The organism is Aeromonas sp. FDAARGOS 1418 (assembly GCF_019048585.1).
Classification (GTDB): Bacteria; Pseudomonadota; Gammaproteobacteria; order Enterobacterales; family Aeromonadaceae; genus Aeromonas; species Aeromonas caviae.
The window spans coordinates 1,106,840-1,131,850 of sequence record NZ_CP077387.1; the positions used below are offsets into that span (position 1 = coordinate 1,106,840).

Sequence of the window (25,011 nt, forward strand, 5' to 3'; positions counted from 1 at the left end):
TTTCGTGGGTATTCGCGCGCAACAAAAAGAAAAAACCCGGCGTACGCTGATCGAGGCGGCGTTCAGTCAACTCTGCGCCAACCGCAGTTTCTCCAACCTCAGCCTGCGGGAAGTGGCCAGAGAGGCGGGCATAGCGCCGACCTCCTTCTATCGCCACTTTCGGGACATGGAAGAGCTGGGGCTGACGCTGGTGGACGAGGGAGGGCTGACCCTGCGCCAACTGATGCGCCAGGCGCGCCAGCGCATTGCCGGTGGTGGCAGCGTCATCAGCACCTCGGTGCAGACCTTCATGGAATTCGTCGAAAACAACCCGAACATCTTCCGGCTGCTGCTGCGCGAGCGCTCCGGCACCTCGGCTGCATTCCGTCAGGCGGTGGCCCGGGAGATCCAGCACTTCATCGCCGAGCTGACCGATTATCTGGAAGCCACCACGCAGGCGCCACGGGAAGAGGCCTATATCCAGGCCGAGGCCATGGTGACCATCGTCTTCAGCGCCGGTGCAGACGCCCTCGACATGACTCCGGAAGAGTGCAAGGCACTGTCGGAGCGCACCATCAGCCAGTTGCGGATGATCGCCATGGGCGCCGAGGTGCAGAACCGCAAGCGCCACGAATCTCTCACATAACGCAAGGATGGACAGCCTCATGCATGAACCGAACGCGATTCCGAAGAAGCCCCTGGTGCTGGCCCTGCTGATCGGTATCTGTGGCGATGCCTTCCTGTCGGCCTTGACGGAGTCGGTCGTCCCCTTCTCCTTCTACCCCCTCATCGCCCTGTTGCTGGCGGCCAGCCAGCTCTATCAGCACTATCGCCATGAGCCCATGGTGGGCAACACACCCAGCTGCATCCTGCTCTGCTTCTTTATCGGCGTGTTCGGCCATTCTGCCCTGGTCAAGGTGCAGTACCCCGAGCTTGGCAGCAACTTCTTCTCCCTCATTGCCATGCTGCTGCTGCTCGCCGCTCTCTCCATCAAGCTGGGAATCAGCCTCGGAAAAACGCAAAAGGAGTGACGAATCACTCCTTCTGGTCGGGCCGGGGGTGGCCTAGTCGGCCCTGGGGGGAGTCTCTCCCTTCTTCCTGGCGTCTATGATGGCCTGCAGCTTGGTGCGGATATCCATCATGCCGAACACCCCGAAGATCAGCACCTGGGTGAATTCGAGACGAGTGACCGCGAAGTAGGGTTTGCAGGCCGCCTTGATCATGCTGGCCTGTACCCAGTGCATCAATATCACGATGACGCCGCACACCGGCAGAAAGCCGTTCAGTTTGCCCGGCAGGGTGCCCAGCAGGGCGAGTGCCACACCGAACCAGAAGAACAGCAGCACCCCCATCGCCAACAGATTAAACACCCGCTTCATCGTTTACCTCCCGTACATAGAGTTGATAGCAGGCCTGATGTGATCGACCTGCTTGTCCTTGAGCCGTTGTCCAAATTGACGGAGAAGGGGACTGTGCCCATCTCCCCTTTAAACAGCAGCGTCATGCTTGGTGTCCCGCAGATAGAGCTGATAGCAGACCTGACCCGCCTGCTTGTCCTTGAGTAGTTTCCAGCTGGCAGGCAGCGTCAGATCGGCCATCTCTTTTTCCCGCTCCAGATAGATGAGGGCATCGGATGCCAGCCAGCCGCGCTGCTCGAGCAGCTCGCACACCTGGGGCAGCAGCTCGCGACGAAACGGTGGGTCCAGAAAGACCAGATCGAAGGGGGTGGCGGTGCCTTGCAGCCAGCTCACGGCATCGGCCTGGATCACCTGCCCCTGGCTGCTGCCCAGGGTCGTCAGGTTCTTCTTGAGCTGGTCCGCGGCGCCTCTGTCCATCTCGATCAGGGTGACCTGTTCGGCATAGCGGGACAAGGCTTCCAGCCCCAGCCCGCCGCTGCCGGCGAAGAGATCCAGGCAGCGGGTACCGCGCACGTGGGGAGCCAGCCAGTTGAAGATGGTCTCCTTGACACGATCCGTGGTGGGTCTGAGCCCTTCCACATCCCTGACGGGGAGTTTGCGCCCCTTCCATTGGCCGCTGATGATTCGTACCACGCCCGCTCGCCCCTGGGGGGCCGGGCTCTTGCTCGGGCTGTTACGGCTGGATTTCACTCTGGGCATCGCGTTTCGTCGTCAGAAAATAAAGTGATAGTATAAGGCGGTTCATTTTTATGCCGACCCGCCTAGGGACGGCTATCTTAGCAGTCAGCCTTTGATGTGAGTATTTTTAGATGGCAAAAGGTTTGTTTTCCTGGCTGGGTTTCGGCCGCAAGAAAGAAGAGGCTGAGGCCGTTCCATCGCAGGCGCCCGACGCTACCCCGGCGGTCGTCGAGTCGCAGGCCGCCGCTGTTCCCGCGCCTGTCGCCGATGTTGCCCCGGCTGATGCCCCCGCCGCCAAGCCCGAAGCGCCGCTGAGCGGCCCTGACGAAGGCCCCCTGGTTGTGGAAGAGCCGGAGGGCGAGCTTGAGCCCGTCATCGTCAATGAGGCTTTGATCTCAACCGAAGCTCAGGTCGCAGACGACGCCATTTTTGCCGCCAAAACCCGCGCTGCGGAAGAGGCTCGCATTGCCGCCGAGGCTCGCGCCGCAGAAGAAGCCCGTGTTGCCGCCGAGGATCGCGCCGCAGAAGAAGCCCGTATTGCCGCCGAGGCTCGTGCCGCAGAAGAAGCCCGTATTGCCGCCGAAGCTCGCGCCGCAGAAGAAGCCCGTATTGCCGCCGAGGCTCGTGCCGCAGAAGAAGCCCGTATTGCCGCCGAGGCCCGCGCTGCGGAAGAGGCCCGTATTGCCGCCGAAGCTCGCGCTGCGGAAGAAGCTCGTCTTGCCGCCGAAGCCCGCGCCGCAGAAGAAGCCCGTGTGGCCGCCGAAGCCCGCGCTGCGGAAGAGGCTCGCATCGCTGCCGAAGCCCTTGCCGCGGAAGAAGCCCGTATTGCCGCCGAGGCTCGCGCCGCAGAAGAAGCCCGTATTGCCGCCGAAGCTCAGGCTGCCGAGGAAGCCCGTGTCGCCAAAGAGGCCCAGCGAGCGGAAGATTTGCGTCTGGTCGCCGCGATGGAGGCTGAGGCCGCCGCGCTGGCCGCTCTGCCACTTGCCGCCAAGGTGGACGACGACACTCAGGAGAAGCCGCAGCGGGAGGGCTTCTTTGCCCGCCTCAAGCGCAGCCTGGTGCGTACCAGGGAGAATATCGGTTCCGGTTTCTTCGGCCTGTTCAGCGGCAAGAAGATCGATGACGATCTGTTCGAAGAGCTGGAGACCCAGCTGCTGACCGCCGATCTTGGCGTCGACACCACCACCCGTATCATCGAGGGGCTGGTACTGCACGCGGACCGCAAGCAGCTCAAGGACGCCGAGGCGCTCTACGGTCTGCTCAAACAGGATATGGGCGAGATGCTGGCCAAGGTCGAGCAGCCCCTGGTGATCGACACCAGCAAGAAGCCTTATGTCATCCTGATGGTTGGCGTGAACGGCGTCGGCAAGACCACCACCATCGGCAAACTGGCCAAACAGTTCCAGGCCGAGGGCAAGAGCGTGATGCTGGCCGCTGGCGATACCTTCCGTGCCGCTGCGGTCGAGCAGCTGCAGGTGTGGGGTCAGCGCAACAACATTCCGGTGATTGCCCAGCACACCGGTGCCGACTCCGCCTCCGTCATCTATGACGCCATCGAGGCAGCCCGCTCCCGCGGGGCTGACGTGCTGATCGCCGATACCGCCGGCCGCCTGCAGAACAAGAGCAACCTGATGGAGGAGCTCAAGAAGGTGGTGCGGGTGATGAAGAAGCTGGACGATGCGGCGCCCCACGAGGTCATGCTTACCCTGGACGCAGGCACCGGCCAGAACGCATTGAGTCAGGCCAAGCTGTTCAGCGAGGCGGTGGGCCTGACCGGCATCACCCTCACCAAGCTGGACGGCACTGCCAAGGGGGGTGTCATCTTCGCGGTGGCCGACAAGTTCCAGATCCCGATCCGCTACATCGGGGTGGGCGAGGGGATCGACGATCTGCGCCCGTTCGTCGCCAACGATTTTATCGAGGCGCTCTTCAGCCGCGAAGAATAAATCCGGCTGACATGAGTCGGCCCGGCCGTGACAAGCATGTGTTCCATACCCCGACTCCGGTCGGGGTATGTCACTATGAGGGCGCAGGTATTGCTCATCCGGGCAAGGATGACACGCGGCATGCTTGTGACCGGTGTTGTCATCCAGGTGTTGTGCCGGTACGGGCGAGTGAGCGCCCCTTGCTTTATCCCGGTCGGGGTTTGTCAATCTCAGGGAACCGTTATGATTCGTTTTGACAAGGTCAGCAAGGTCTACAGTGGCGGTCATCAAGCGCTGCAAAAGGTCAGTTTTCACCTGCGCAAGGGGGAGATGGCCTTCCTGACCGGCCATTCGGGGGCGGGCAAGAGTACCCTCCTCAAGCTCATCAGCGTGATGGAACGACCGACCGACGGCCGCGTATTCTTCCACGGCGATGACGTCAGCCACATCCAGCGCAGTCAGATCCCCTACGTGCGCCGCCAGATCGGCATGATCTTCCAGGATCACCGCCTGCTGATGGATCGTACCGTGTTCGACAACGTCGCCCTGCCCCTGGTGATCGATGGCTACAGCCATGGGGACATCAACAAGCGGGTGGCGGCGGCGCTCGACAAGGTCGGGCTGCTCGGCAAGGAGCGCTACCAGCCTCGCATGCTCTCCGGTGGTGAGCAGCAACGTGTCGGCATCGCCCGCGCCATCGTCAACAAGCCGCCCCTGCTGCTGGCGGACGAACCGACCGGCAACCTGGATCCCCAGCTTTCCATGGACATCATGCGTCTGTTCGAGGAGTTCAACCGCTTCGGCGTCTCCGTGCTGATTGCCACTCACGATCTGGGGCTGATCGCCCGGATGCGCTACCGCACCCTGACCCTCAAGGCGGGTCGCATGTATTCGTCCGGGGAGGATCGCTGATGGCTATTGTTCGTCATAAACAGCCGCCGTTGCGTCGCTTGATGATGTATGGCGTGGATCACGTGCGCCAGGCCTTTGCCAGCCTGGGTGAGCTGTGGCGCAACCCGCTCGCCTCCCTGATGACCCTGGCGGTACTTGGCGTGAGTCTGGCGCTGCCTTCCTGTTTCCACGTATTGCTGAAGAATGCCGAAGTGGTAGAGGGGAGCTGGCAGACCAGCTCCCAGATCTCCCTCTATTTGCGCAAGGATCTGCCGGAGCAGAGCATCCTCGACATGAAGCAGCGGATCCTGCTCTATCCGGAAGTGGAGTCCGTCACTTATATGAACCGTGACGAGGCGCTCAGGGAATTTCGGGAGATCTCCGGCTTCGGTGATGCCCTGGATTATCTGGACAGCAACCCGCTGCCGCCGGTGCTGAGCGTGATCCCGGATCCTCGGTGGCAGAATCCCGAAGGGGCCGCCGAGCTGCTCGCCAAGCTGGAGAACGAGCCCGGTATCGAGCAGGGCAAGCTGGATCTGCAGTGGTTGACCCGGTTGCAGGGGATCATGAACCTGCTGCGCCACACCATCACAGGTATCGCGGTGTTGCTGCTCTCCGCCGTGTTGCTGATCGTGGGCAACACCCTGCGCCTGAATATCCTCAACCAGCGTTCCGAGATTGAAGTGCTCAAGCTGGTGGGCGCGACCGATGCCTTCATCCACCGTCCCTTCCTCTATACGGGTATCTGGTTCGGGGTCATCGGCGGCATGCTGGCCTGGTGGCTGACCGAGGTGATGGTGATCTGGAGCGAGGGGGTGGTGAAGGAGCTGGCGGGGCTCTACAACAGCAACTTCCGTCTGGTGGGGATGGGGGCGTTCGACGGCTTCAATCTCATACTGCTGGGCGCCCTGCTGGGGTTGATCGCCTCCTGGTTCTCGGTACACAGGCACATTCGCGACATAGAACCGTCCTGATTAATTTGTCAGCATTTTAAAGCGCTGGATTTTGCGAACTGGATCAAGTAAAAGAGTGGCCCGTTTCTGGCACGGGCCACTTTCTCAGAGTAATCTGAATGGTGTCTGCGCCGAGGATCATATGTGGATCCTCTGAACCTTTTGATTTATCAATGGTCTATTGACTGCAGCAGAATGAATACGGGTATGGCCCCTATGCCTTGCTCGTCTGACTTGGCAAGCATGTGAAGGTTGCGAGCTCCGCAACAATGGACTTAGCATGCTACTTTTCAGGGGTCCTTTACTGTGACCCCTTTTTTTTGACTGTTCATTTATGATTCATGCCGTCAGCCTAAGATAGGCCGGGTTCATGCTGGGGTGATGTATGATGCAGCACGCAGAATGATACCTGGTCGGTAGACACGTCTTCTCAGGGTGTTAGACTGATTCGATTGAAAAGTAAGAGGTAGAACATGGGAACTTCATTGCAACGCACTATGGCTCTGATTCCGCAAGGTAGTCTGGAAGGCTATATCCAGGCCGTCAACTCGATCCCTGTGCTGAGCGCAGAGGAAGAGCGCGAACTGGCGATGCGTCTGCAGCAGGATGGTGATCTCGAAGCTGCACGCCAGCTCGTTATGTCGCACCTGCGTTTTGTCGTTCACGTGGCCAAGAGCTACTCCGGCTATGGCCTGCCTCAGGCCGATCTGGTGCAGGAAGGCAACATCGGCCTGATGAAAGCCGTCAAACGCTTCGACCCGAGCGTGGGCGTGCGTCTGGTCTCCTTCGCCGTGCACTGGATCAAGGCCGAAATCCACGAATATGTGTTGCGCAACTGGCGCATGGTCAAGGTGGCGACCACCAAGGCCCAGCGCAAGCTGTTCTTCAACCTGCGTAAATCCAAGAAGCGTCTGGGCTGGCTGAACCACGAAGAGGTACAGGCCGTGGCTGCCGACCTCGGGGTATCCGCTGCCGACGTCACCGAGATGGAAGCGCGCATGAGCAATTACGATCAGGCCTTCGACCTGGTCGGTGACGATGAAGACGAGGGTGGCTTCGCGCCGGTGCACTATCTGGAAGACAAATCTTCCGATCTCGCCGCGAACATCGAGAACGACAACTGGGACAGCCATGCCACCCGTCGTCTGAGTGCGGCCATGGCGACCCTGGACGAGCGCAGCCAGCACATCATCCGTGCCCGCTGGCTCGATGACGAGAGCAAGACCACCCTGCAGGAGCTGGCCGATACTTACGGCGTCTCGGCCGAGCGGGTGCGCCAGCTTGAGAAAAACGCGCTCAAGAAGCTGAAAGATGCCATGGATGCCTGACGGCCTCCTCCGGTAAGAAGCAGGGCCTGATGGCCCTGTTTTTGTTTTGCGGGGATCTGGTCGGCCTTGCCTTGGTTACCCTTGTGTATGGTATGTTGCCGCCACTGCCACAGTAGGGAGAGCAGAAGTGAAACTGTTGAACGACTTGTTTACCAACAACCGTGAGTGGGCGGAACGGATCAAGGCCGAGGATCCCAATTTCTTCGCTACCCTGTCCGCCCAGCAGGCACCCGAGTACCTCTGGATCGGCTGTTCCGACAGCCGGGTTCCCGCCAACCAGCTGATGGGGCTCTTGCCGGGGGACGTCTTTGTCCACCGCAACGTCGCCAACCTGGTGGTGCACACCGACTTCAACTGCCTCTCGGTGCTGCAATACGCGGTGGAGGTGCTCAAGGTGAAGCACATCATCGTCTGCGGCCACTATGGCTGCGGTGGGGTCAAGGCTGCGATGCAGAACCAGGAGCTGGGTCTCATCGACAACTGGCTGCGCAACATCAAGGACGTCTACTTCAAATACGGCGAACAGCTCGAAGCCATCGAGGATGAGCACGAGCGCTTCGACTACCTGTGCGAGCTGAACGTGGCCGAGCAGGTCGCCAACGTCTGTCACACCACCATCATCCAGAATGCCTGGCGCAAGGGGCAGGAGCTGGCGGTGCACGGCTGGATCTACGGCATCAAGGATGGCCTGCTGCACGATCTCGATCTCTGCATCAGCGGCCCTGACCAGATCCCGGACGTCTATCGCGCCTGGCCGGACATGCGTCCGCCCCATCGTCGCCGCTGAGGACCAGCTGGTGGCTCCTGCGCTCTACCTTCAGATAAAGCAGCACATCCTGGACGGGATCCGCGAACGCCACTATCAGGCGGGCGACCGGATCCCGACCGAGGCCGCCCTGTGCGAGCAGTTTGCCGTGAGCCGCATGACGGTGAACAAGGCGCTGCGTGAACTGGTGGCCGAAGGCTGGCTGGTGCGCACCGCCGGATCCGGCAGTTTCGTGGCCGACAGGCGTACCGAGTCGCCGCTCCTGGCGATTCGCAATATTGCAGACGAGATCGCCGAGCGGGGCAGCGAGTACAGCGCGCGGGTGATCCGGCTGCAACGTCAGGCCGCCGACGAGAAAGTAGCGGTGCGTCTGGGCCTGCGGGTCGGGGCGCCCACCTTTCACAGCCTCATCGTCCATCAGGCCGATGGGGAGCCGCTGCAACTGGAGGAGCGCTTCGTCGATGCCGAGCGACTGCCCGGCTATGGCGAGCAGGATTTCACCCAGCAGACGCCAAACAGCTATCTGATGGAGATCTGCCCCCTCTCCGAGATGGAGCACGTGGTAGAAGCCGTGTTGCCGAGTGCTGGTGAAGCCGGACTGCTGCAAGTGAGGGTCGACACCCCCTGCCTGCTGCTGCACCGGCGAACCTGGTCAGACGGCTTTCTGGTCTCCTATGCCAGATTGTTGTCGCCGGGTTCCCGCTACAAGCTGAGCTCCAAGACGCGTCTCGCATAATTGTATATACATATTAAGCATTTAAAAGCCCACCTCTCGGTGGGCTTTTTTGTGCTTACACTCTAATAAAGCCGCTGTTATCAAGATGTGAACTTGATCCTTTCTTTCTTTTCAGAGATCGGCTATAAATTATTGTATATACATTTAGAGGTCGGTATGAACAAGGAACTGTTGAACTGCGAGCGGGTCTGGCTCAACGTGACACCCGCCACCCTGCGCCCCGATCTGGCGGACTACGGCCTGCTGGAGCCCCATGCCCTTGGCGTGCGGGATGGCAAGATCCACGCTCTTGTCCCCATGCAGGATCTCAAGGGCCCCTATGCCGCCTCCTGGCAGGACATGAAGGGGAAGCTGGTCACCCCCGGTCTCATCGATTGCCACACCCACCTCATCTTCGCCGGCAGCCGCGCCGAAGAGTTCGAACTTCGCCAGAAGGGAGTCCCCTATGCGGAGATCGCCCGCAAGGGGGGCGGTATCATCAGCACGGTGCGCGCCACCCGGGCAGCCAGCGAGGAGCGGCTCTATGAGCTGGCGTTGCCGCGGATCAAGTCCCTGATCCGGGAAGGGGTCACCACAGTCGAAATCAAGTCCGGCTACGGCCTCACCCTGGAAGACGAGCTCAAGATGTTGCGGGTGGCCCGTCGTCTGGGAGAGACGCAGCCCATCCGGGTCAAGACCACGCTGCTGGCGGCCCATGCGGTGCCGCCGGAGTATCGCGACGATCCAGACTCCTGGGTCGAGACCATCTGCCAGGAGATCATCCCGGCGGCGGCCGAGGCAGGTCTCGCGGATGCGGTGGATGTCTTCTGCGAACACATCGGCTTCTCCCTTGCCCAGACCGAGCAAGTCTATCTGGCGGCGGATCAGTACAACCTCGCGGTGAAAGGGCACATGGATCAGCTCTCCAACCTGGGGGGCAGCACGCTCGCCGCCCACTTCGGCGCCCTCTCGGTGGATCATCTGGAATATCTGGATCAGGACGGGATCCAGGCGCTGGCCCACCGTGGCGTGGTCGCCACCCTGCTGCCCACCGCTTTCTATTTCCTCAAGGAGACCAAGCTGCCCCCGATCGCCGCCTTGCGCAAGGCGGGGGTACCCATGGCTGTCTCCTCCGACATCAACCCGGGCACGGCTCCCATCGTTTCCCTGCGCATGGCCATGAACATGGCCTGCACCCTGTTTGGCCTGACCCCGGTGGAGGCCATGGCCGGGGTGACCCGCCACGCCGCCAGGGCGCTTGGCGAGCAGGAACGGCTGGGGCAGCTCAAGGTCGGCATGCTGGCGGATTTCCTTGTCTGGAACTGCGGCCATCCGGCCGAGCTCAGCTACCTCATCGGTGTCGATCAGCTGGTGAGCCGTGTGGTCAACGGGGAGGAGACCCTTCATGGATAAGTTCAACGGGATCGACATGTCGGTCTGGCAGGGGCGTCAGGATCCCGAAGACGGTGAGTTGGCCCTGCGCTGGCACGATAGGGTGCAACCCTGGCAGGAGAATCGCGAACCCGGCGTGGTGCTGCTCGGCTTTGCCTGTGACGAAGGGGTCCGCCGCAACAAGGGACGAGTAGGCGCGGCCGGTGCACCGCTGGCGGTGCGCAAGCTGCTGGCCAACACGGCCTGGCATCTGGGCGCCCCCGTCTATGACGGCGGGGATCTGGCCTGTGAGGACGGCGATCTCGATGCCGCCCACGGGCGCTTGGCCGAGCGGGTCGCGAGTGCGCTGGATCAGGGGCACTTCCCCCTGGTGCTGGGAGGCGGCCACGAGGTGGCGTTTGGCAGCTGGAGCGGCCTGAACCGTCATCTTGGCGGCGAAGGGCGGGTCGGGATCATCAATTTCGACGCCCACTTCGATCTGCGCATGAAACAGGAGCAGGCGAGCTCGGGCACCCCCTTCTTCCAGATTGCCGAGCAGTGTGCTGCCCAGGGCACCCCCTTTCACTATGCCTGTCTCGGAGTGGCCGAAACCGCCAATACCGCGGCGCTCTTTGCCCGCGCCGAGGCGCTGGGAGTCTGGCACGTGCTGGACGAAGCGATGACGCCGACCGAACTGCCAGCCTTGCTAGGCGGGCTGGATGCCTTTATCGCCCGTTGCGACCACCTCTATCTCACCATCGATCTCGACGTGCTGCCGGCGGCGGTGATGCCGGGAGTGAGCGCTCCCGCCGCTCGCGGCGTGGAGCTGGCGGTCATCGAACCGCTCATCGCCCATATCCGGGCCAGCGGCAAGCTCAGGCTCGCCGATCTGGCCGAGTACAACCCGAACCTGGATCAGGACAACCGCAGTGCCCGCGTGGCCGCGCGCCTGGTTCACCAGTTGACCAAGTAGTGGCGCACCGCGCCGCCTGACTGCATCGCTAAACAAGGAGTGTCTATGTCTGTACAACACCAGGATCCCCGCCACGATCCGAGCCGCGTGATCCGTGCTCCCCGCGGCACCCAGCTGACCGCCAAGAGCTGGCTCACCGAAGCGCCACTGCGGATGCTGATGAACAATCTGGATCCGGATGTTGCCGAGCATCCCCAGTCCCTGGTGGTGTACGGCGGCATCGGCCGCGCCGCCCGCAACTGGGCCTGCTATGACAAGATCGTCGAGGTGCTGACCCGGCTCGAGGACGATCAGACCCTGCTGGTGCAATCCGGCAAGCCGGTCGGGGTGTTCCAGACCCACAAGGATGCGCCGCGGGTGCTCATCGCCAACTCCAACCTGGTGCCCCACTGGGCCAACTGGGAGCACTTCAACGAGCTCGATAAAAAGGGTTTGATGATGTACGGCCAGATGACCGCTGGCTCCTGGATCTACATCGGTACCCAGGGGATCGTGCAGGGCACCTACGAGACCTTCTTCGCGGTGGCGAACCAGCACTTCAATGGCGAGCCCAAAGGCCGCTGGATCCTGACCGGGGGCCTGGGTGGCATGGGCGGTGCCCAGCCCCTTGCCGCCACCATGGCCGGTTTCTCCATGATCGCCGTGGAGTGCGACGAGACCCGTATCGATTTCCGTCTGCGTACCCGCTACGTCGACAAGAAGGCCCACAGCCTGGATGAGGCGCTGGCCATGATCGAGGAGGCCAAACGCAGCGGCACCGCCGTCTCCGTCGGCCTGCTCGGTAACGCCGCCGACGTCTTCGCCGAGCTGGTGGCTCGCGGCATCACGCCGGACGTGGTGACCGACCAGACCTCCGCCCATGACCCGGTACACGGCTACCTGCCCCAGGGCTGGAGCGTGGCCCAATGGCGCGATCTGCAAAAGAGCGCACCGGACGAGGTCAACGTGGCGGCTCGCCGCTCCATGGCCCGTCAGGTCGAAGCCATGCTGACCCTGCAATCCCGCGGCGCCGCCACGCTCGATTACGGCAACAACATCCGCCAGATGGCGCTGGAAGAGGACGTCAAGAATGCCTTCGACTTCCCGGGCTTCGTGCCGGCCTACATCCGCCCGCTGTTCTGCGAGGGCATTGGCCCGTTCCGCTGGGTGGCGCTCTCCGGCGACCCGGAAGACATCTACAAGACCGACCAGAAGGTAAAAGAGCTGATCCCGGACGACCCCCACCTGCACAACTGGCTCGACATGGCCCGCGAGCGCATCGCCTTCCAGGGCCTGCCGGCGCGGATCTGCTGGGTTGGCGTCAAGGATCGGGTGCGCCTGGGCCTGGCCTTCAACGAGATGGTGAAGAATGGCGAGCTGAAGGCTCCGGTCGTCATCGGCCGTGACCACCTTGACTCCGGCTCGGTGGCGAGCCCGAACCGCGAGACCGAATCCATGATGGATGGCTCCGACGCCGTTTCCGACTGGCCGCTGCTCAATGCCCTGCTCAACACCGCCGGCGGTGCGACCTGGGTCTCCCTGCACCACGGTGGCGGGGTCGGCATGGGCTTCTCCCAGCACTCCGGCGTGGTGATCGTCTGTGACGGCACCGACGATGCCGCCAAGCGGGTCGGCCGCGTGCTGCGCAACGACCCGGCCACCGGGGTGATGCGTCACGCCGACGCCGGCTACGAGATTGCCATCAACTGTGCCGTTGATGCGAAACTGGATCTGCCGATGATCGACGCCACCGGCAAAGGGGTGAAATAAGATGTTCGAACTCAATCTGCAACCGGGCAAACTCTGCCTCGCCACCCTGCGCCGTGTCAGCCGTGAGCCGGTACACGTCAGCCTGGATCCGGCTGCCCTGGCGGGGATCCACGCCTCCGCCGCCGTGGTCACCAAGGTGATCGAGCAAAACCGGGTGGTCTACGGCATCAACACCGGCTTTGGCCTGCTGGCCAACACCCGCATTCCGGTGGAGCAGCTGGACGAGCTGCAACGCTCCATCGTGCTCTCTCATGCGGCAGGGATTGGCGAGTACATGGATGACGCCACCGTGCGGTTGATGATGGTGCTCAAGGTCAACTCGCTCGCCCGTGGCTTCTCCGGCATCCGGCTGACGGTGCTCGAGGCCCTGATGACCCTTATCAACGCCGAGGTCTACCCCGTGGTGCCGAAGAAGGGCTCCGTCGGCGCTTCCGGCGATCTGGCGCCCCTGGCCCACATGAGCTGCCTGCTGATCGGTGAAGGCAAGGCCCGTCACAAGGGCGAGCTGATCGACGCCGCCACGGCCCTGAAGATTGCAGGACTGGAGCCCATTGCCCTGGCGCCGAAAGAGGGGCTGGCCCTGCTCAACGGCACCCAGGCGAGCACCGCCTTCGCGCTGGAAGGGCTGTTCCATGCCGAGGATCTCTACGCCGGTGCCATCACCATCGGTGCCATGAGCGTTGAAGCGGCCCTCGGCAGCCGCCGTCCGTTTGATGCCCGCATTCACGAGGTGCGCGGCCAGCGCGGCCAGATCGATGCGGCCGCCTGCTACCGCCACCTGCTGGTGGACGGCAGCGAGATCGGCATGTCCCACCACAACTGCGAGAAGGTGCAGGATCCTTACTCCCTGCGCTGTCAGCCCCAGGTGATGGGGGCCTGCCTGACCCAGATCCGTCAGGCCGCCGAGGTGCTGGTGTGCGAGGCCAACGCGGTCTCCGACAACCCCCTGGTGTTTGCCGAGGATGAGGAGATCATCTCCGGCGGCAACTTCCACGCAGAACCCGTGGCCTTTGCAGCCGACAACCTGGCCCTGGCCATCGCCGAGATCGGGTCGCTGTCCGAGCGGCGCATGGCGCTGCTCATCGACTCGCGCATGTCCGGCCTGCCGGCCTTCCTGGTGAACAACGGCGGGGTGAACTCCGGTTTCATGATCGCCCAGGTTACTTCGGCGGCCCTGGCCTCCGAGAACAAGACCCTGGCCCACCCGGCCTCGGTGGACAGCCTGCCCACCTCGGCCAACCAGGAGGACCACGTCTCCATGGCCACCTTCGCCGGTCGCCGGCTGGCGGACATGGCCGAGAACACCCGTGGCATCCTGGCGGTGGAACTGCTGGCAGCGGCCCAGGGGCTCGACTTCCGCGCACCCCTGCGCTCCACCGAGCTCATCGAGCTGGCCAAGGGCCGTCTGCGGGAAGAGGTCAGCTTCTATGACAAGGACAGGTACTTTGCACCGGACATCGAGGCGGCGGCCGCCCTGCTGGGCCGTGCCAGCTACAACGACCTGATCCCGGCCGGGACCCTGCCCAGCCTCTGAGACCCGGAGTCTGAGCAACCATAAATAAGACCGCCCATGGGGCGGTCTTTTCATTTCCGTCTCTTGCGCTCCGCGTCGGGGCCATCGGAAGCGGGCAGCGCAGAGTGGCAGCAGACAGAGGCGGCGGCTTTATCCGTGTTCAAACATCCGGAACAGATAAACCACGAACAGCACTGGGGTGAGTGCTGGCAGCCTTATCCGTGTTCAAACATCAGGAACAGGTAAACGACAAACAGCACAAGATGGGTGGCGCCGTGCAGGGCGTGGGTGCGGCCGCTGCTGAAGGTCACTTTACAGACCATGAGGGTGGTGATGAGCAGCACCATGTCGGCAGGGGAGAGGCCCAGGCGCACTTCCTGCCCCATCAGGGAGCCGATGAAAAGCACGGAGGGTACTGTGAGGGCGATGGTGGCCAGCACGGAGCCGAAGTAGAGATTCATGGCCCGCTGCAACTGGTTGTTGAAGGCCGCCTTGATGGCACCGACCGCTTCGGGAGCCAGCACGATACAGGCGACGATGAAACCACCCAGCGCCATCGGGGCTTCCATCACGTGCACCCCGTAGTTGATGGGGATGGCCAGGGTCTTGGCCAGCAGGATCACTACCACCAGGTAGGCGAGCAGCAAGAGGGTGTGATAGACGTTGCTCTGCAGCGGGCCGTGGTGATCCTCGAGATCCTCGTGATCGCTGTCGACGAAGAAGTGGCTGTGGCTGCGGGTCTGGATCAGCAGGAAGACACCATAGAGCAGGATGGAGATGATGATCAGCATCCATGACATGGCCTTGGAGAGGCTGCCCAGGGTGCCGCCCTGGGTGAAGTTCGGCAGGACCAGACAGAGCAGTGCCAGGGGAATGATGGCCACCAGATAGGATTTGACCCCGTCCAGATTGAAGTTCTGGGTGTGATAGCGCCAGCCGCCAAACAGCAGGGTGAAGCCCACCAGACCGTTGGTGACCAGCATCACCACCGCGAACATGGTGTCCCGGGCCATGGTGGGATTGGGATCGCCGGTCAGCATGACGGAGGAGATCATCACCACTTCCAGGGAGATGACCGAGAGGGTCAGGATCAGGGTACCGAAGGGTTCTCCGAGCTTGATGGCGAGGGCGTCAGAGTGACGCACGACGGAGAAGATGGCCCAGGTCACGATGGCAAGCAGGGCCAGCGACACCGGCAGATAGACCGCAAGGGGGGTTGTCTCTGCCAGCAGGTCGCTCCCCAAGGTTTTGAAGAAGAGCAGGGTCAGCAGACCGGCAGGCAGAGCAATCTCTTGTCGGATAAAAGACTTCATAGGCAGTGGTTCTCATCTCGGGGCGGCCTCGGCCGACGGGGTATGGAGCGACTTGGTGCACCCAAGGTGCACAGACCCATGATAAGGGGAGATGCTCCTCATGCGGAGCATCATTTTGTTGCAAAGGGTGAGAGACGGGGCAGATACCGCCTCAGTGCGGGTCGGAGGGGCTGGTTGTCTCGCCCTCTTGCCATGCCATCAGCCAGATCTTCAGTTTGCTCAGGGGCATGGGCTTGGCATAGACGTAGCCCTGGATCAGGTGGACTCCGTGGCGATGCAGGTATTCCACCTGCTCCTGGGTTTCGACCCCTTCGGCGATCATCTCCATGCCCGATTTGAGGCCGAAGGCGATGGTGGCATCCAGCACGCTGCGCTTGAGGTCGTCCGTGCCTATGGTATCCACGAACATCTTGTCGATCTTGATCTGGCGAATGCCGAGCCGTTGCAAGTAGGCAAAGCCGCCATAACCGGTGCCGAAGTCATCCAGCTTGAAGTGATAGCCCCTCTCCTGCAGGGCTGCGATCTCCGCCATGGCCCCCTGGATGTGCTTGATGGGATCCCGCTCGGTGAGTTCGAAGGTGAGGCGGGCCGGCGAGGGCCAGCCATGGCGCTGCAACTGGGTGCGCAGACGAGGCTGCTCGATATGGCCCGCCACCAGATTGACGCTGACCCACTGGTGCGGGGCCAGGACGGGGAGATCCGCCAGGATGCGCTCCAGCAGTTGATCCGTCATCGGCAGGATCAGCCCCTGCTCCTCCGCATAGGCGATGAAGGTGCCTGGCGACACCAGATCCCGTCCTCGCTGCCAGCGCAGCAAGGCCTCGAATCCCACCACCCTTCGGTTTCTGCTGTCCACTATGGGCTGATAGAAGGGGATGAACTCCCGCCGAGCCAGCCCTCTTTGCAGCAATCCTTTGAGGGAGCGCCGGTAGTTTCTAAGGCTCCAGTAGAGGGCCGCCAGCAGCGCCCCCAGCGCCCCGGCCGACCAGAGGCCATCACGGTGTATCTGTGAGCGGGCGTAGCGTTTCAGTGCCTCGCCAGCCCAGAGGGTCTGTTCCACCTGATGCTGGGGATCGAAACTGAGCAGCCGCATCGGGTGTGCCTCTTCTCGAATGTGCTTGTTGCCACGGGGGAAAAAGAGCCCGGACTGGGTCGGGTGCTTGTGGTTGAACTCCAGGTAGAAACAGTCGTTGCAGGGGGTGCGCAGCAGCTCATGGCTCCAGCTGCTGTCGAGTACCCAATAGGCCAGATTGCCGTTGCGCCTCGCATAGACCAGGGTTTCGCGTTCGGTATCGAACATGGGGGCCGTGCTGGATATATGAAAGTCGGGGGAGACCGGTATGCCGGCGTCGGCAAGCTGGGGGAGGGCGGGGCCCAGGGTGGAGCAGCCGCTCCCGTTGGCAAGCTGCAGGCCGGCCAGGCGAATATGGCGGTTGTAATACTGGGGTGAGCGCAGCAGCGCCATGTCTTTGGGGCCGCAATCGAAGGCAAAGTGGGCGAGTTGAGCGGGGACATCGTGATCCAGGAGCTGGTTGCGCTCCTGCTGGTAGTCGAGCAGAGCCCTTTCCTTTGTCTGCAACAGGTGGTGAGCCAGCTTGTCGCTCAACAGGGGGGTGAGCAACAGCATCAGCAGCGGGGGCAAACAGAAGAGGCCCAGAGGAATCCATAACGGAGATCGTGCAGACATGGTGGGCATCCTTCTTCCATGAAATGAAAAAACCCGATTGAGACTCAAGCATCATAGCATTAGCTGCATCGATTTGAGCCAAGTTGGTCACACTTGGAACAAAAACGATAATTAATTGATAAATAAAGGATATGGCTACACACCCGAACAAGATTCAATCGCTGACCTGTCATAAATGACAATTGTCCAGCTTATCTGAAGTGGCTAAAGTAGCGGTGCGGTTTGACTCACCGTGTGTTCAATACTCCTGTATCTATTTTTGTCAGTAGCACAGAGTGTTAGTTTTGATATGAGTGTTTCTTTTGGTCCCCGTTGTGGGACCATTTTTCTGTCCGCTCCTCAGCCTGTGTCCCCTCGTTCTCTCCCTTGATGCCTGTTTTGCGGCCCGCACAACGGCGCCGCATGACGCATCCGCCCGCTTATTTGCAGAAGCGGGATCTTCATCCATAGGCGGCGTTTGGTCTGGGCTGATACCATGATGCCCTATGGATGCTGTCGGCTACGGAAAGGCACATGAAACTGACCACTCAACTCGTCTCTTTTATTACGCTGTGCGTGATCTCGGCCATGGCCATGGTGATGCTCGGCGGGGTCTTCAGTTTCCGCCAGATGGGAATGGAGCTGCAGCAGAACCGGGTCGACTCCCTGGTAGAGATCATCGACAAGCAGCTCGGGGTGACCGATGACCAGCAAGCCCTTGCCCGCTGGCTGCCCTCCCTGTTGCGGGCCTCCCATGTGGTGGAGCTGGAGATCCGTCAGGACAAGCAGCGAGTCTACTGGTTTCGCGATGTGCAGCAGCAGACGGACGAGAGTCTGCTGATCGCCTACAGCGAGGCGATCCCCAATCAGGCCGGGATGCGGGCCGACTTCAAGCTGGACAGGCCGTTCAAGGAGTTCGAGTACTCCATGAAGGCGATGTTCGGCATCTCTCTGGGTATCTTCATCGTGGTGTTCGGGCTCTGGTACTCCATCCGCTGGCTCCGCCAGCAGTTGCGCGGTGCCGAGCTGCTGGCGGAGCGTGCCCAGCTGATCCTGGATGGCAAGTTGACCAAGCTGGCCCATGATCCTGCCGAAGAGTGGCCTGTCTCGGCCAGTCAGGCCCTCACCCATCTGCTGACCGAGCTGGCCGACGCCCGCAAGGAGCGCAGCCGCTTCGACAACTTCATCCGCAGCAACGCCTTCGTCGACAAGACGACGGGCATTGGCAATCGCCTCTTCTTCGACAACCGGCTGGAGAGCGCCATCATGGAGGCAAGCGTGATCAGCGGCGGCGTGTTGCTGATCGAGCTGGCCGGTCTGGAAGAGCTGGATCCCGAGCTGAGCGGGCGCCCGAGCCAGGAACTCCTGATGGAGGCGAGCGCCACCATCGCCGCCTTCGTGCGAAAGCACAGCGGAGCCCTGCAGGCGCGCTATGCCGGTCAGGTCTTTGCCGTGCTGCTGCCGAACATGTCAGAGAGCGAGATGGTGGACGGTGCCAGCCAGTTGCTCAAGAGTCTGCAGCGGCTGCACTGGCCCGAAGCGGTCAATGCCGACACCGCCGTCTATCTCGGTGCGGTCTGCTATCAAGCACAGGATTCCCTGCTCAAGGTGCAGGAAGAGGCGGAGCTGGCGCTCAAGAGCGCGCGCCTGCAAGGACACAGCGGCTGGTTCCTGTTCGAGAAATCCCTCAACGAGGAGGCGAGCAGCAAGGGAACGGTGCGCTGGCGCACCCTGATCAGCCGTCGCATCGAGGAGCAGGGCATCGACTTCTACGTCCAGCCTGTGCAACAGGAGCGGGATCAGGTGGTGTTGCTGCAGGAGCTGATCATCCGCCTTCACGACGAGCAGGGCCGGGAGCTGCAGGCGGGGGTCTTCATGCCCATGGCGGAGAAGGCCGGTCTGCTGCTGCCGCTGGACAGGCTGGTGGTGGCCCGAGCCTTGCGACTGCTGCGCCAGCGACCGGCATCGAGCTGCCCCATCAGCCTCTCTCTGTGCGCCCAGAACCTGCTCACCCGCGAGTTCCAGCGCGAGCTCTTCTTCGAGCTGTTCCAGTTGCCGCGCAGTACCAACGAGGGGTTGATCCTGCAGTTGTCGGAGTCCCAGGTGACCCGCCACTACGAGGCCCTCAAGCGACCGCTTCGGGCGATGCGCATGCTGGGGTGCAGGCTGGCCATCGATCATGCGGGCCAGGACGTGGTAAGCACCCAGTACATCAAGGAGTTCGAGATCCACTTCCTCAAGCTGCACCCCAGTCTGGTGCGGGAGATCCACCTGCGCCAGGTCAACCAGATGGCGGTACGCAGTCTGGTGGGGGGCTGTGCCAATACCCAGGCCCGGGTCATCGCGGTGGGGGTGGAGAGTGGCGACGAGTGGAAGATGTTGCGACACCTGGGCGTGCATGCCGGTCAAGGTCCCTGGTTTGCCGACCCCGAGCCCCTCAACCTGCCTGACTAGCGTCCCGGCCGGGGTGACAGGCGGCCCTGCTCCTCCAGGCCCGCCAGCCCCTGCAAGCCACCGGTGTGGATGAAGACGATCTTGCTGCCGCGCGCAATGCGGCCTGCCGCCAGTTCGCGAAACAGCCCCCACATCGCCTTGCCACTGTAGATGGGTTCCAGCGGCAAGCCGGTTTCGGCACTGAATGCCTGCACCCATTGCCAGAGTGCCGGACTGAACCTGGCATAGCCGCCGTCGTGGTGATCCAGCGCGATGCGCCAGCCCGGGGTGGTGGCCGCCGCCGGATGCAACCGGCATACCTCGCCGGTGATGAAATCGGCCCCCTTGAGCACGGCGATGGCCAGGATCTGCTCCTGCGCCCGCTTGCCCGCGATGAGCCCCGCCAGGGTGCCGCCGCTGGCGCAGGGCAGCACCCAGAGATCCGGCGAGAAGGGCACCTCGTCGACCAGCTCGGCCACCCCGGGGATGGCCAGCGGGCTGCTGCCTCCTTCCGGTACCAGCAGGGTGTCGTCATCCTCGAACCGGGCAAGCCATTCGGGATCCTGGCGCCGGCGATAGTCCTGCCGGTCGACAAAAACGAGATCCATGCCCCAGCCTTTCGCCGCTTTCAGGGTGGGATTGCTGACGGTATCCCCTTCACCGCGTATGATGCCCGTGGTGCGCAGTCCCAGTCTGAGTCCTGCTGCGGCCAGGGCGTGGATGTGATTGGAGTAGGCGCCGCCAAAGGAGAGGATGTGTCCCTTGTCCAGCATCTGTGCCTGTTGCAGATGGTATTTGAGCTTTCGCCACTTGTTGCCGGAGAGGGTCGGGTGGATCAGATCGTCCCGCTTGCACCAGAGCGTGACGTCATGGGCTGCCAGCAGAGGATGCCGGATCCGGTGCAGGGGGGAGGGGAGCTGAAGGGGGGCCATGGGATCGTCTCCCGTGGGTGCCAGCGTGGCCGTCGATGCGTCGTTTGTCATAAAGTTGGAGGCTAATAGCCTGTTTATGTTAAGGTTTAGTCCGTTTTACGCGGCCAGGTGAAGATCCAGATGAAGTCACTGTTCAGGCGTTCTCCCTCCAGCCATCAGGTCGGGATCCTGCTGGCCAGCGATCGCATTCTGCTGGCCTGCGTGGACCCCGTTCCCGTGTTTGCCAGCCAGCCTGTCAACGGCCCCCACGACTGGTCCAAGGCCCTGGCCGAGCTGTTTTCCCGGCACGGTCTGGCCAAGTCTAAGGTGCGGGTGGCCCTCGCGGCCAGCCTTTATCAGCAGATCCAGATCGACAAGCCCGCCGTCCCCGATGCCGAGATGGCGGGGGCCCTGCCCTGGGCCATCAAGGATTTCGTCAACGAGCCGGTGTTGCAGCTCGCCATGGATTATGTGGACCTGCCGACGCCCCCTGCCGGGCGTCCGCGCATCAACGTTGTCTGCATGCCCAAGAGCCGGGTGCAGCAGGTGGCGGATGCGGTCAACGGCGCGGCGACCCTGGAGGCGATCGTCAGTGACGAGCTGGCCATGACGGCCCTCTACGAGGCGGACCAGATGGTGCGCATGCTGCTCTGGCAACCCCGGGGGCAGGAGCTGCAACTGCTGGTCTTCCATCGGGGCGGACTCTGCTTCTCCCGCCAGTTGCGCGGATTTGCGAGCCTCACCGGCAGCCATGAGCCAGATGCCGACCAGCTCGACGCGCTGGCGCTGGAGATCCAGCGATCCATCGATTATCTGGCCGGCCATCTCAAGCTGCCCGAGCCCGGCCAGTTGCACCTGGCCATCGCCTCCTCCGCCATGGGGGTACTGGTGCGTCACCTAGAACAGACGTTCGGTTTCCCGGTGTCGGCCATGGCAAACAAGGCCGTACTGGCAGGAGTCGAATACCTCAGTGCCTATGGCGCGGCCCTGGGCAGGAGCGACTAATGAAACACCATATCAACCTCTATGGCGCCGAATTCCGGCCAAGACGCCTGTGGGCCAGCCTGCCCCAGATGGCATTGGTCTGGGGCGGCGTCCTGGTGCTGCTGCTGGGGGCCACCCTCTTCTATGGCTGGCAACAGCAGGGCCTCGATCGTGAATTGGCTGGCGTGCGGGCACAGCTCGACGTGCAGCGCGGCGAGGCCAGGCGTCTCGATGCGGAGCTGGCGCGCCATCTGGCGAATGCAGACTTGCAGCGGCAACTGGCCGACAAGCGGGAAGAGCTGGGGGCCAAACAGGCGCTGATGCAGCAGCTTGGCCACCTCTCCCTGCAAAAATCCCAGGGCTATGCAGGGGTGATGGCGGACCTTGCCCGCCTGCGGGATCCCCGTCTCTCCCTGCAACGGATCGAAATAAGCGACGGGCGCATCAACCTCGCGGGCGTGGCCGAACGCAGTCAGGACGTGCCCGCCTGGGTGAACCGCTTCAAACAGACCCCCTCCCTGGCGGGCAAGCAGTTTGGCGAGCTCACCCTGAGTCGGGACAAGGAGGGCCAACTTGCCTTCCAGCTCAGTGGCATAGCGCGGGAGACCCCCTGATGGACATGAAGGCACAATGGCAGGGATGGGCGCAGCAGATCGCAGCCCTCAGCCTGCGCGAGCGGATCCTCATTCTGTTGACCGGGGTCGTGCTGCTCGGGGCGATGGGCATCTATGGCTGGCTGGATGACGCCGACACCCGACTGGGCCAGGATCGGCAGGCCCTGGCTGCGGCGCAGCGGGATCTGGAGATCCTGACCCTGGAAAACCAGGGCAAGCAGGCCAGGCTGGGGCGGGATCCCGATGCCCAGGTACGCGAGCAGCTCGCCGGTGTCGAGACCACTCTGCGCCAGATGGATGCCGAGCTGCTGGCTCAGACGGTGGATCTGATCCCCGCCCACGAAATGCCCGCGGTGCTGGAAGCTCTGTTGTCCCGCTCCGCCAACCTGCATATGCTGGCGCTCACCTCCCTCAAGCCCGAGCCGCTGATGGCCGGGGAGCAGAAGGTGAACCTGTTCAGGCACGGCATCCGGCTTCAGCTGGAGGGCGGCTATTTCGATGTCTACCAGTACCTGAAAGCGCTCGAAGCCCTGCCTCGCCACTTCTACTGGAAGGGCTTTGACTACCGGGTGGTCGAGCATCCCAAGGCGGCGGTAGCGATGGAGATCTACACCCTCAGCACCAGCAAGGAGTTCATCCGTGGTTAAGCGGCATGTCGGCGGGACGGGATCCCGCATTTTTGCCTTCCCATCCTGGCGCTGGCTGGCCCTGTGGGGGAGCCTGCTCGCGCTGCAGGCCCAGGCCGAGGTGCTGCAGGATCCCACCATGCCCCTGGCGGGATCCGGCTCGGCGGCGAGTGTCGCCAAGGAGGCCGGTCTGCCCAGGTTGCAGAGCGTCATCCTGGGGAGCGGGCCCGCCCTGGCGGTGCTCGACGGTCAAAGCTACCGGGTCGGCCAGCAGGTCAACGGATTCCGGCTGGTGGGGATCAGCGCCGACAGCGTGGTGCTGGAAAAAGCGGGCAAACGCCAGACACTGACCCTGTTTGGCAGCAAGATCCGGATGTGAAGTGGGTGTCGCACGGGATGGTGCGGGCCAGGTTTGTCGAGTTTCATAGCGAGTCAGGTGCACGAATAACATGAAAAAACACCCTTTTTGTCTGCTTCCCCTCGCGCTGGCGGTGGCGGGTTGCACTACCTATCGTCACCCCGAGCCGGTACAGGCCAAAGATGCACTCAAGCAGGCGATGAGCGAGCAGAGCCCGACCGCCCCCCTGACTTCCCTGCCGCCCTCGGTGCAGAGCGAGCTGTTGCAGCTCAATCGTCCCCAGCAGCCGATGACCATTCCCGAGAAGCGGATGCGCATCGCGGCCCATGACGTGGACGCGGTGGAGTTCTTCGGCTCCCTGTTCAAGGGCTCCCGCTACAGCGTGGCGGTCCATCCCGGTGTGGCGGGCGTCATTTCGGTAGAGCTCAAGGACGTGACCCTGCAGGAGGCGCTGGCGACCGTCGGCGACATGTACGGCTTCGACGTACAGCGCAAGGGCAACGTGTTCCACGTCTATCCCGCCGGTCTGCGCACCGAGACCATTCCGGTCAACTACCTGATGATGGCCCGGCGCGGTCTCTCCCGTACCTCGGTGAGCACAGGCGGGGTGACGGCCAACGACAACAACAATGGCAATAACAACAACTTCGACAACGGCCTGAACAACAGCGGCAACAACAACAGCCAGGGCAACACCGCCAGCGGTGACAACAACACCAACAGCAACGGCACCCGCATCGAGACGGACAGCAACAACGACTACTGGACCGATCTGCGGGATTCCCTGCAGACCCTGATCGGCACAGGGGAAGGGCGGGCCGTCATCACCAGTCCCCAGGCGGGCCTGGTCACGGTGCGTGCCTATCCCAAAGAGCTCAAGGCGGTGCGCGAGTTCCTGGACCAGTCCGGCGAACACCTCAAGCGCCAGGTGGTGCTGGAGGCGCGGATCCTGGAAGTGTCCCTCAACGAGGGTTACGAGCAGGGGGTGGACTGGAGCGGCCTCTCCGCAAGCTGGGACGGCGGCAAGGGCATCACGGGGGGCGGCTCCCTCATGGACAGCCCCATCGCTTCGACCCCCAACCAGATCTTCCGGGCTCTGGGGGGCGGCGCCGGTTTCACCATCTCCGATGGCAACTTCAACGTCGCGGTCAGCCTGCTCAAGACCCAGGGGGACGTGAACACCCTCTCCAGCCCGCGCGTGACGGCCACCAACAACCAGAAAGCGGTGATCAAGGTGGGGACGGACGAATACTTCGTCACCAACGCCTCGACCACCACCACCACCTCGGGGACTTCGGCCCCCATCGTCACCCCGAACGTGGAGCTGACCCCCTTCTTCTCGGGGATAGCCCTGGACGTGACGCCCCAGATCGACGAGCAGGGCAAGGTATTGCTGCATATCCACCCCTCCGTCATCGACACCGAGGAGCAGAGCAAGACCATCAGCGTCGGCACCGCCGATCCCCTGGTGTTGCCGCTGGCCAAGAGCTCCATCCGCGAGTCCGATACCGTGGTGCAGGCCAACAATGGGGACATCATCGTCATCGGTGGTCTGATGAAGACCGACAGGCAGGAGATTGTCAGCAAGGTGCCCCTGCTGGGTGACATCCCCTGGGTCGGCGAGGCCTTCACCAACCGCCGGGAGAGCAACCGCAAGGTGGAGCTGGTGATCCTGCTCAAGCCCACCGTGGTGGAAAAAGACACCTGGCAGAAAGAGCTGCAACGCTCCTCCGAACTGCTCGACAAATGGTATCCCCCCAAGGGCTGATCCGGGATGACGCGCCTGTTGAGCACTCCTTCTCCCATGTGGCGGCGCCTCCCGGCTGCCGCCACTCTGCCCTGCCCGA

General features: G+C 62.7%; 23 protein-coding genes. 18 read left to right on the plus strand and 5 right to left on the minus strand.

From position 1 onward, the window contains the following. Positions 1-4: 4 nt before the first annotated feature. Together fabR and I6L48_RS05350 are read left to right on the plus strand one after the other, a co-directional pair. Positions 5-625, plus strand: a complete 621-nt coding sequence (fabR, locus tag I6L48_RS05345) for an HTH-type transcriptional repressor FabR (RefSeq protein ID WP_010672598.1) — start codon at positions 5-7, stop codon at positions 623-625. Positions 626-644: 19 nt separating this feature from the next. Next, complete coding sequence (locus tag I6L48_RS05350; protein ID WP_010672599.1) at positions 645-1,010, plus strand: YijD family membrane protein; 366 nt, start codon at positions 645-647, stop codon at positions 1,008-1,010. Positions 1,011-1,043: 33 nt separating this feature from the next. Here the strand turns inward: I6L48_RS05350 and I6L48_RS05355 are convergent, their stop codons facing one another. Together I6L48_RS05355 and rsmD are read right to left on the minus strand one after the other, a co-directional pair. Next, complete coding sequence (locus I6L48_RS05355) at positions 1,044-1,358, minus strand: DUF1145 domain-containing protein (RefSeq protein WP_010672600.1); 315 nt, start codon at positions 1,356-1,358, stop codon at positions 1,044-1,046. Between the two features lie 108 nt (positions 1,359-1,466). Then, complete coding sequence (rsmD, locus tag I6L48_RS05360) at positions 1,467-2,096, minus strand: 16S rRNA (guanine(966)-N(2))-methyltransferase RsmD (protein ID WP_043154418.1); 630 nt, start codon at positions 2,094-2,096, stop codon at positions 1,467-1,469. A 110-nt stretch (positions 2,097-2,206) separates the two neighbouring features. Here rsmD and ftsY point away from each other — a divergent pair, with 110 nt between their 5' ends. The 10 genes from ftsY to hutH all read left to right on the plus strand — a co-directional run bounded on the left by ftsY (position 2,207) and on the right by hutH (position 14,280). Next, positions 2,207-4,021, plus strand: a complete 1,815-nt coding sequence (gene ftsY / locus I6L48_RS05365; protein WP_216987837.1) for a signal recognition particle-docking protein FtsY — start codon at positions 2,207-2,209, stop codon at positions 4,019-4,021. Positions 4,022-4,243: 222 nt separating this feature from the next. After that, entirely contained in the window at positions 4,244-4,912 is a 669-nt protein-coding gene (gene ftsE / locus I6L48_RS05370; RefSeq protein WP_010672603.1) for a cell division ATP-binding protein FtsE, read from the plus strand. Further along, positions 4,912-5,865, plus strand: a complete 954-nt coding sequence (gene ftsX / locus I6L48_RS05375; protein ID WP_029313524.1) for a permease-like cell division protein FtsX — start codon at positions 4,912-4,914, stop codon at positions 5,863-5,865. Before ftsE ends, ftsX begins: the two co-directional genes overlap by 1 nt. A 452-nt stretch (positions 5,866-6,317) precedes the next feature. Next, complete coding sequence (gene rpoH, locus I6L48_RS05380; RefSeq protein ID WP_029313526.1) at positions 6,318-7,172, plus strand: RNA polymerase sigma factor RpoH; 855 nt, start codon at positions 6,318-6,320, stop codon at positions 7,170-7,172. Positions 7,173-7,299: 127 nt separating this feature from the next. Beyond that, a complete protein-coding gene (gene can, locus I6L48_RS05385; RefSeq protein WP_010672606.1) occupies positions 7,300-7,959 on the plus strand; it encodes a carbonate dehydratase in 660 nt (219 codons plus the stop codon). A gap of 10 nt (positions 7,960-7,969) precedes the next feature. Continuing rightward, positions 7,970-8,674 carry a histidine utilization repressor gene (hutC, locus tag I6L48_RS05390; RefSeq protein WP_010672607.1) on the plus strand — a complete coding sequence of 235 codons (705 nt, stop codon included), beginning with the start codon at positions 7,970-7,972 and terminating at the stop codon, positions 8,672-8,674. A 156-nt stretch (positions 8,675-8,830) separates the two neighbouring features. Continuing rightward, positions 8,831-10,066: an imidazolonepropionase gene (gene hutI, locus I6L48_RS05395; protein ID WP_010672608.1), complete on the plus strand. Its 1,236-nt coding sequence runs from the start codon at positions 8,831-8,833 to the stop codon at positions 10,064-10,066. Next, a complete protein-coding gene (gene hutG / locus I6L48_RS05400) occupies positions 10,059-10,997 on the plus strand; it encodes a formimidoylglutamase (RefSeq protein ID WP_213319717.1) in 939 nt (312 codons plus the stop codon). The genes hutI and hutG overlap by 8 nt, the downstream gene beginning before the upstream one ends. Positions 10,998-11,042: 45 nt before the next feature. Continuing rightward, positions 11,043-12,746, plus strand: coding sequence for a urocanate hydratase (gene hutU, locus I6L48_RS05405; RefSeq protein ID WP_216987838.1), 1,704 nt, complete (start codon positions 11,043-11,045; stop codon positions 12,744-12,746). 1 nt (position 12,747) lies between these two features. Then, the gene (gene hutH / locus I6L48_RS05410) at positions 12,748-14,280 is read left to right on the plus strand and encodes a histidine ammonia-lyase (protein WP_010672611.1); all 1,533 of its coding nucleotides are present in this window, start codon (positions 12,748-12,750) and stop codon (positions 14,278-14,280) included. Positions 14,281-14,474: 194 nt separating this feature from the next. On the opposite strand, the gene I6L48_RS05415 is transcribed toward hutH, so the two are convergent. Together I6L48_RS05415 and I6L48_RS05420 are read right to left on the minus strand one after the other, a co-directional pair. Beyond that, positions 14,475-15,572 (minus strand): calcium:proton antiporter, encoded by a 1,098-nt coding sequence (locus I6L48_RS05415; protein ID WP_010672612.1) that lies wholly within the window; start codon positions 15,570-15,572, stop codon positions 14,475-14,477. Positions 15,573-15,723: 151 nt separating this feature from the next. Next, positions 15,724-17,259 (minus strand): EAL domain-containing protein, encoded by a 1,536-nt coding sequence (locus I6L48_RS05420; protein WP_113069484.1) that lies wholly within the window; start codon positions 17,257-17,259, stop codon positions 15,724-15,726. 513 nt (positions 17,260-17,772) lie between these two features. Between I6L48_RS05420 and I6L48_RS05425 the strand changes: the two genes are divergently transcribed. After that, the gene (locus I6L48_RS05425) at positions 17,773-19,692 is read left to right on the plus strand and encodes an EAL domain-containing protein (RefSeq protein WP_113069486.1); all 1,920 of its coding nucleotides are present in this window, start codon (positions 17,773-17,775) and stop codon (positions 19,690-19,692) included. On the opposite strand, the gene I6L48_RS05430 is transcribed toward I6L48_RS05425, so the two are convergent. Then, entirely contained in the window at positions 19,689-20,603 is a 915-nt protein-coding gene (locus I6L48_RS05430; protein WP_162726137.1) for a 1-aminocyclopropane-1-carboxylate deaminase/D-cysteine desulfhydrase, read from the minus strand. The two genes, I6L48_RS05425 and I6L48_RS05430, sit on opposite strands and share 4 nt — an antisense overlap. 120 nt (positions 20,604-20,723) lie before the next feature. Between I6L48_RS05430 and I6L48_RS05435 the strand changes: the two genes are divergently transcribed. The 5 genes from I6L48_RS05435 (at position 20,724) to mshL (ending at position 24,932) form a co-directional block, all read left to right on the plus strand. Continuing rightward, positions 20,724-21,587: an MSHA biogenesis protein MshI gene (locus I6L48_RS05435; RefSeq protein WP_113069490.1), complete on the plus strand. Its 864-nt coding sequence runs from the start codon at positions 20,724-20,726 to the stop codon at positions 21,585-21,587. After that, positions 21,587-22,180 (plus strand): PilN domain-containing protein, encoded by a 594-nt coding sequence (locus I6L48_RS05440; RefSeq protein ID WP_010672617.1) that lies wholly within the window; start codon positions 21,587-21,589, stop codon positions 22,178-22,180. Before I6L48_RS05435 ends, I6L48_RS05440 begins: the two co-directional genes overlap by 1 nt. Next, the gene (locus tag I6L48_RS05445) at positions 22,180-22,827 is read left to right on the plus strand and encodes an MSHA biogenesis protein MshJ (protein WP_103259363.1); all 648 of its coding nucleotides are present in this window, start codon (positions 22,180-22,182) and stop codon (positions 22,825-22,827) included. The genes I6L48_RS05440 and I6L48_RS05445 overlap by 1 nt, the downstream gene beginning before the upstream one ends. Before the next feature lie 55 nt (positions 22,828-22,882). Beyond that, complete coding sequence (locus I6L48_RS05450; RefSeq protein ID WP_029313533.1) at positions 22,883-23,185, plus strand: MSHA biogenesis protein MshK; 303 nt, start codon at positions 22,883-22,885, stop codon at positions 23,183-23,185. A gap of 70 nt (positions 23,186-23,255) precedes the next feature. Next, positions 23,256-24,932 carry a pilus (MSHA type) biogenesis protein MshL gene (gene mshL / locus I6L48_RS05455; protein ID WP_045522955.1) on the plus strand — a complete coding sequence of 559 codons (1,677 nt, stop codon included), beginning with the start codon at positions 23,256-23,258 and terminating at the stop codon, positions 24,930-24,932. Positions 24,933-25,011 lie beyond the last annotated feature (79 nt).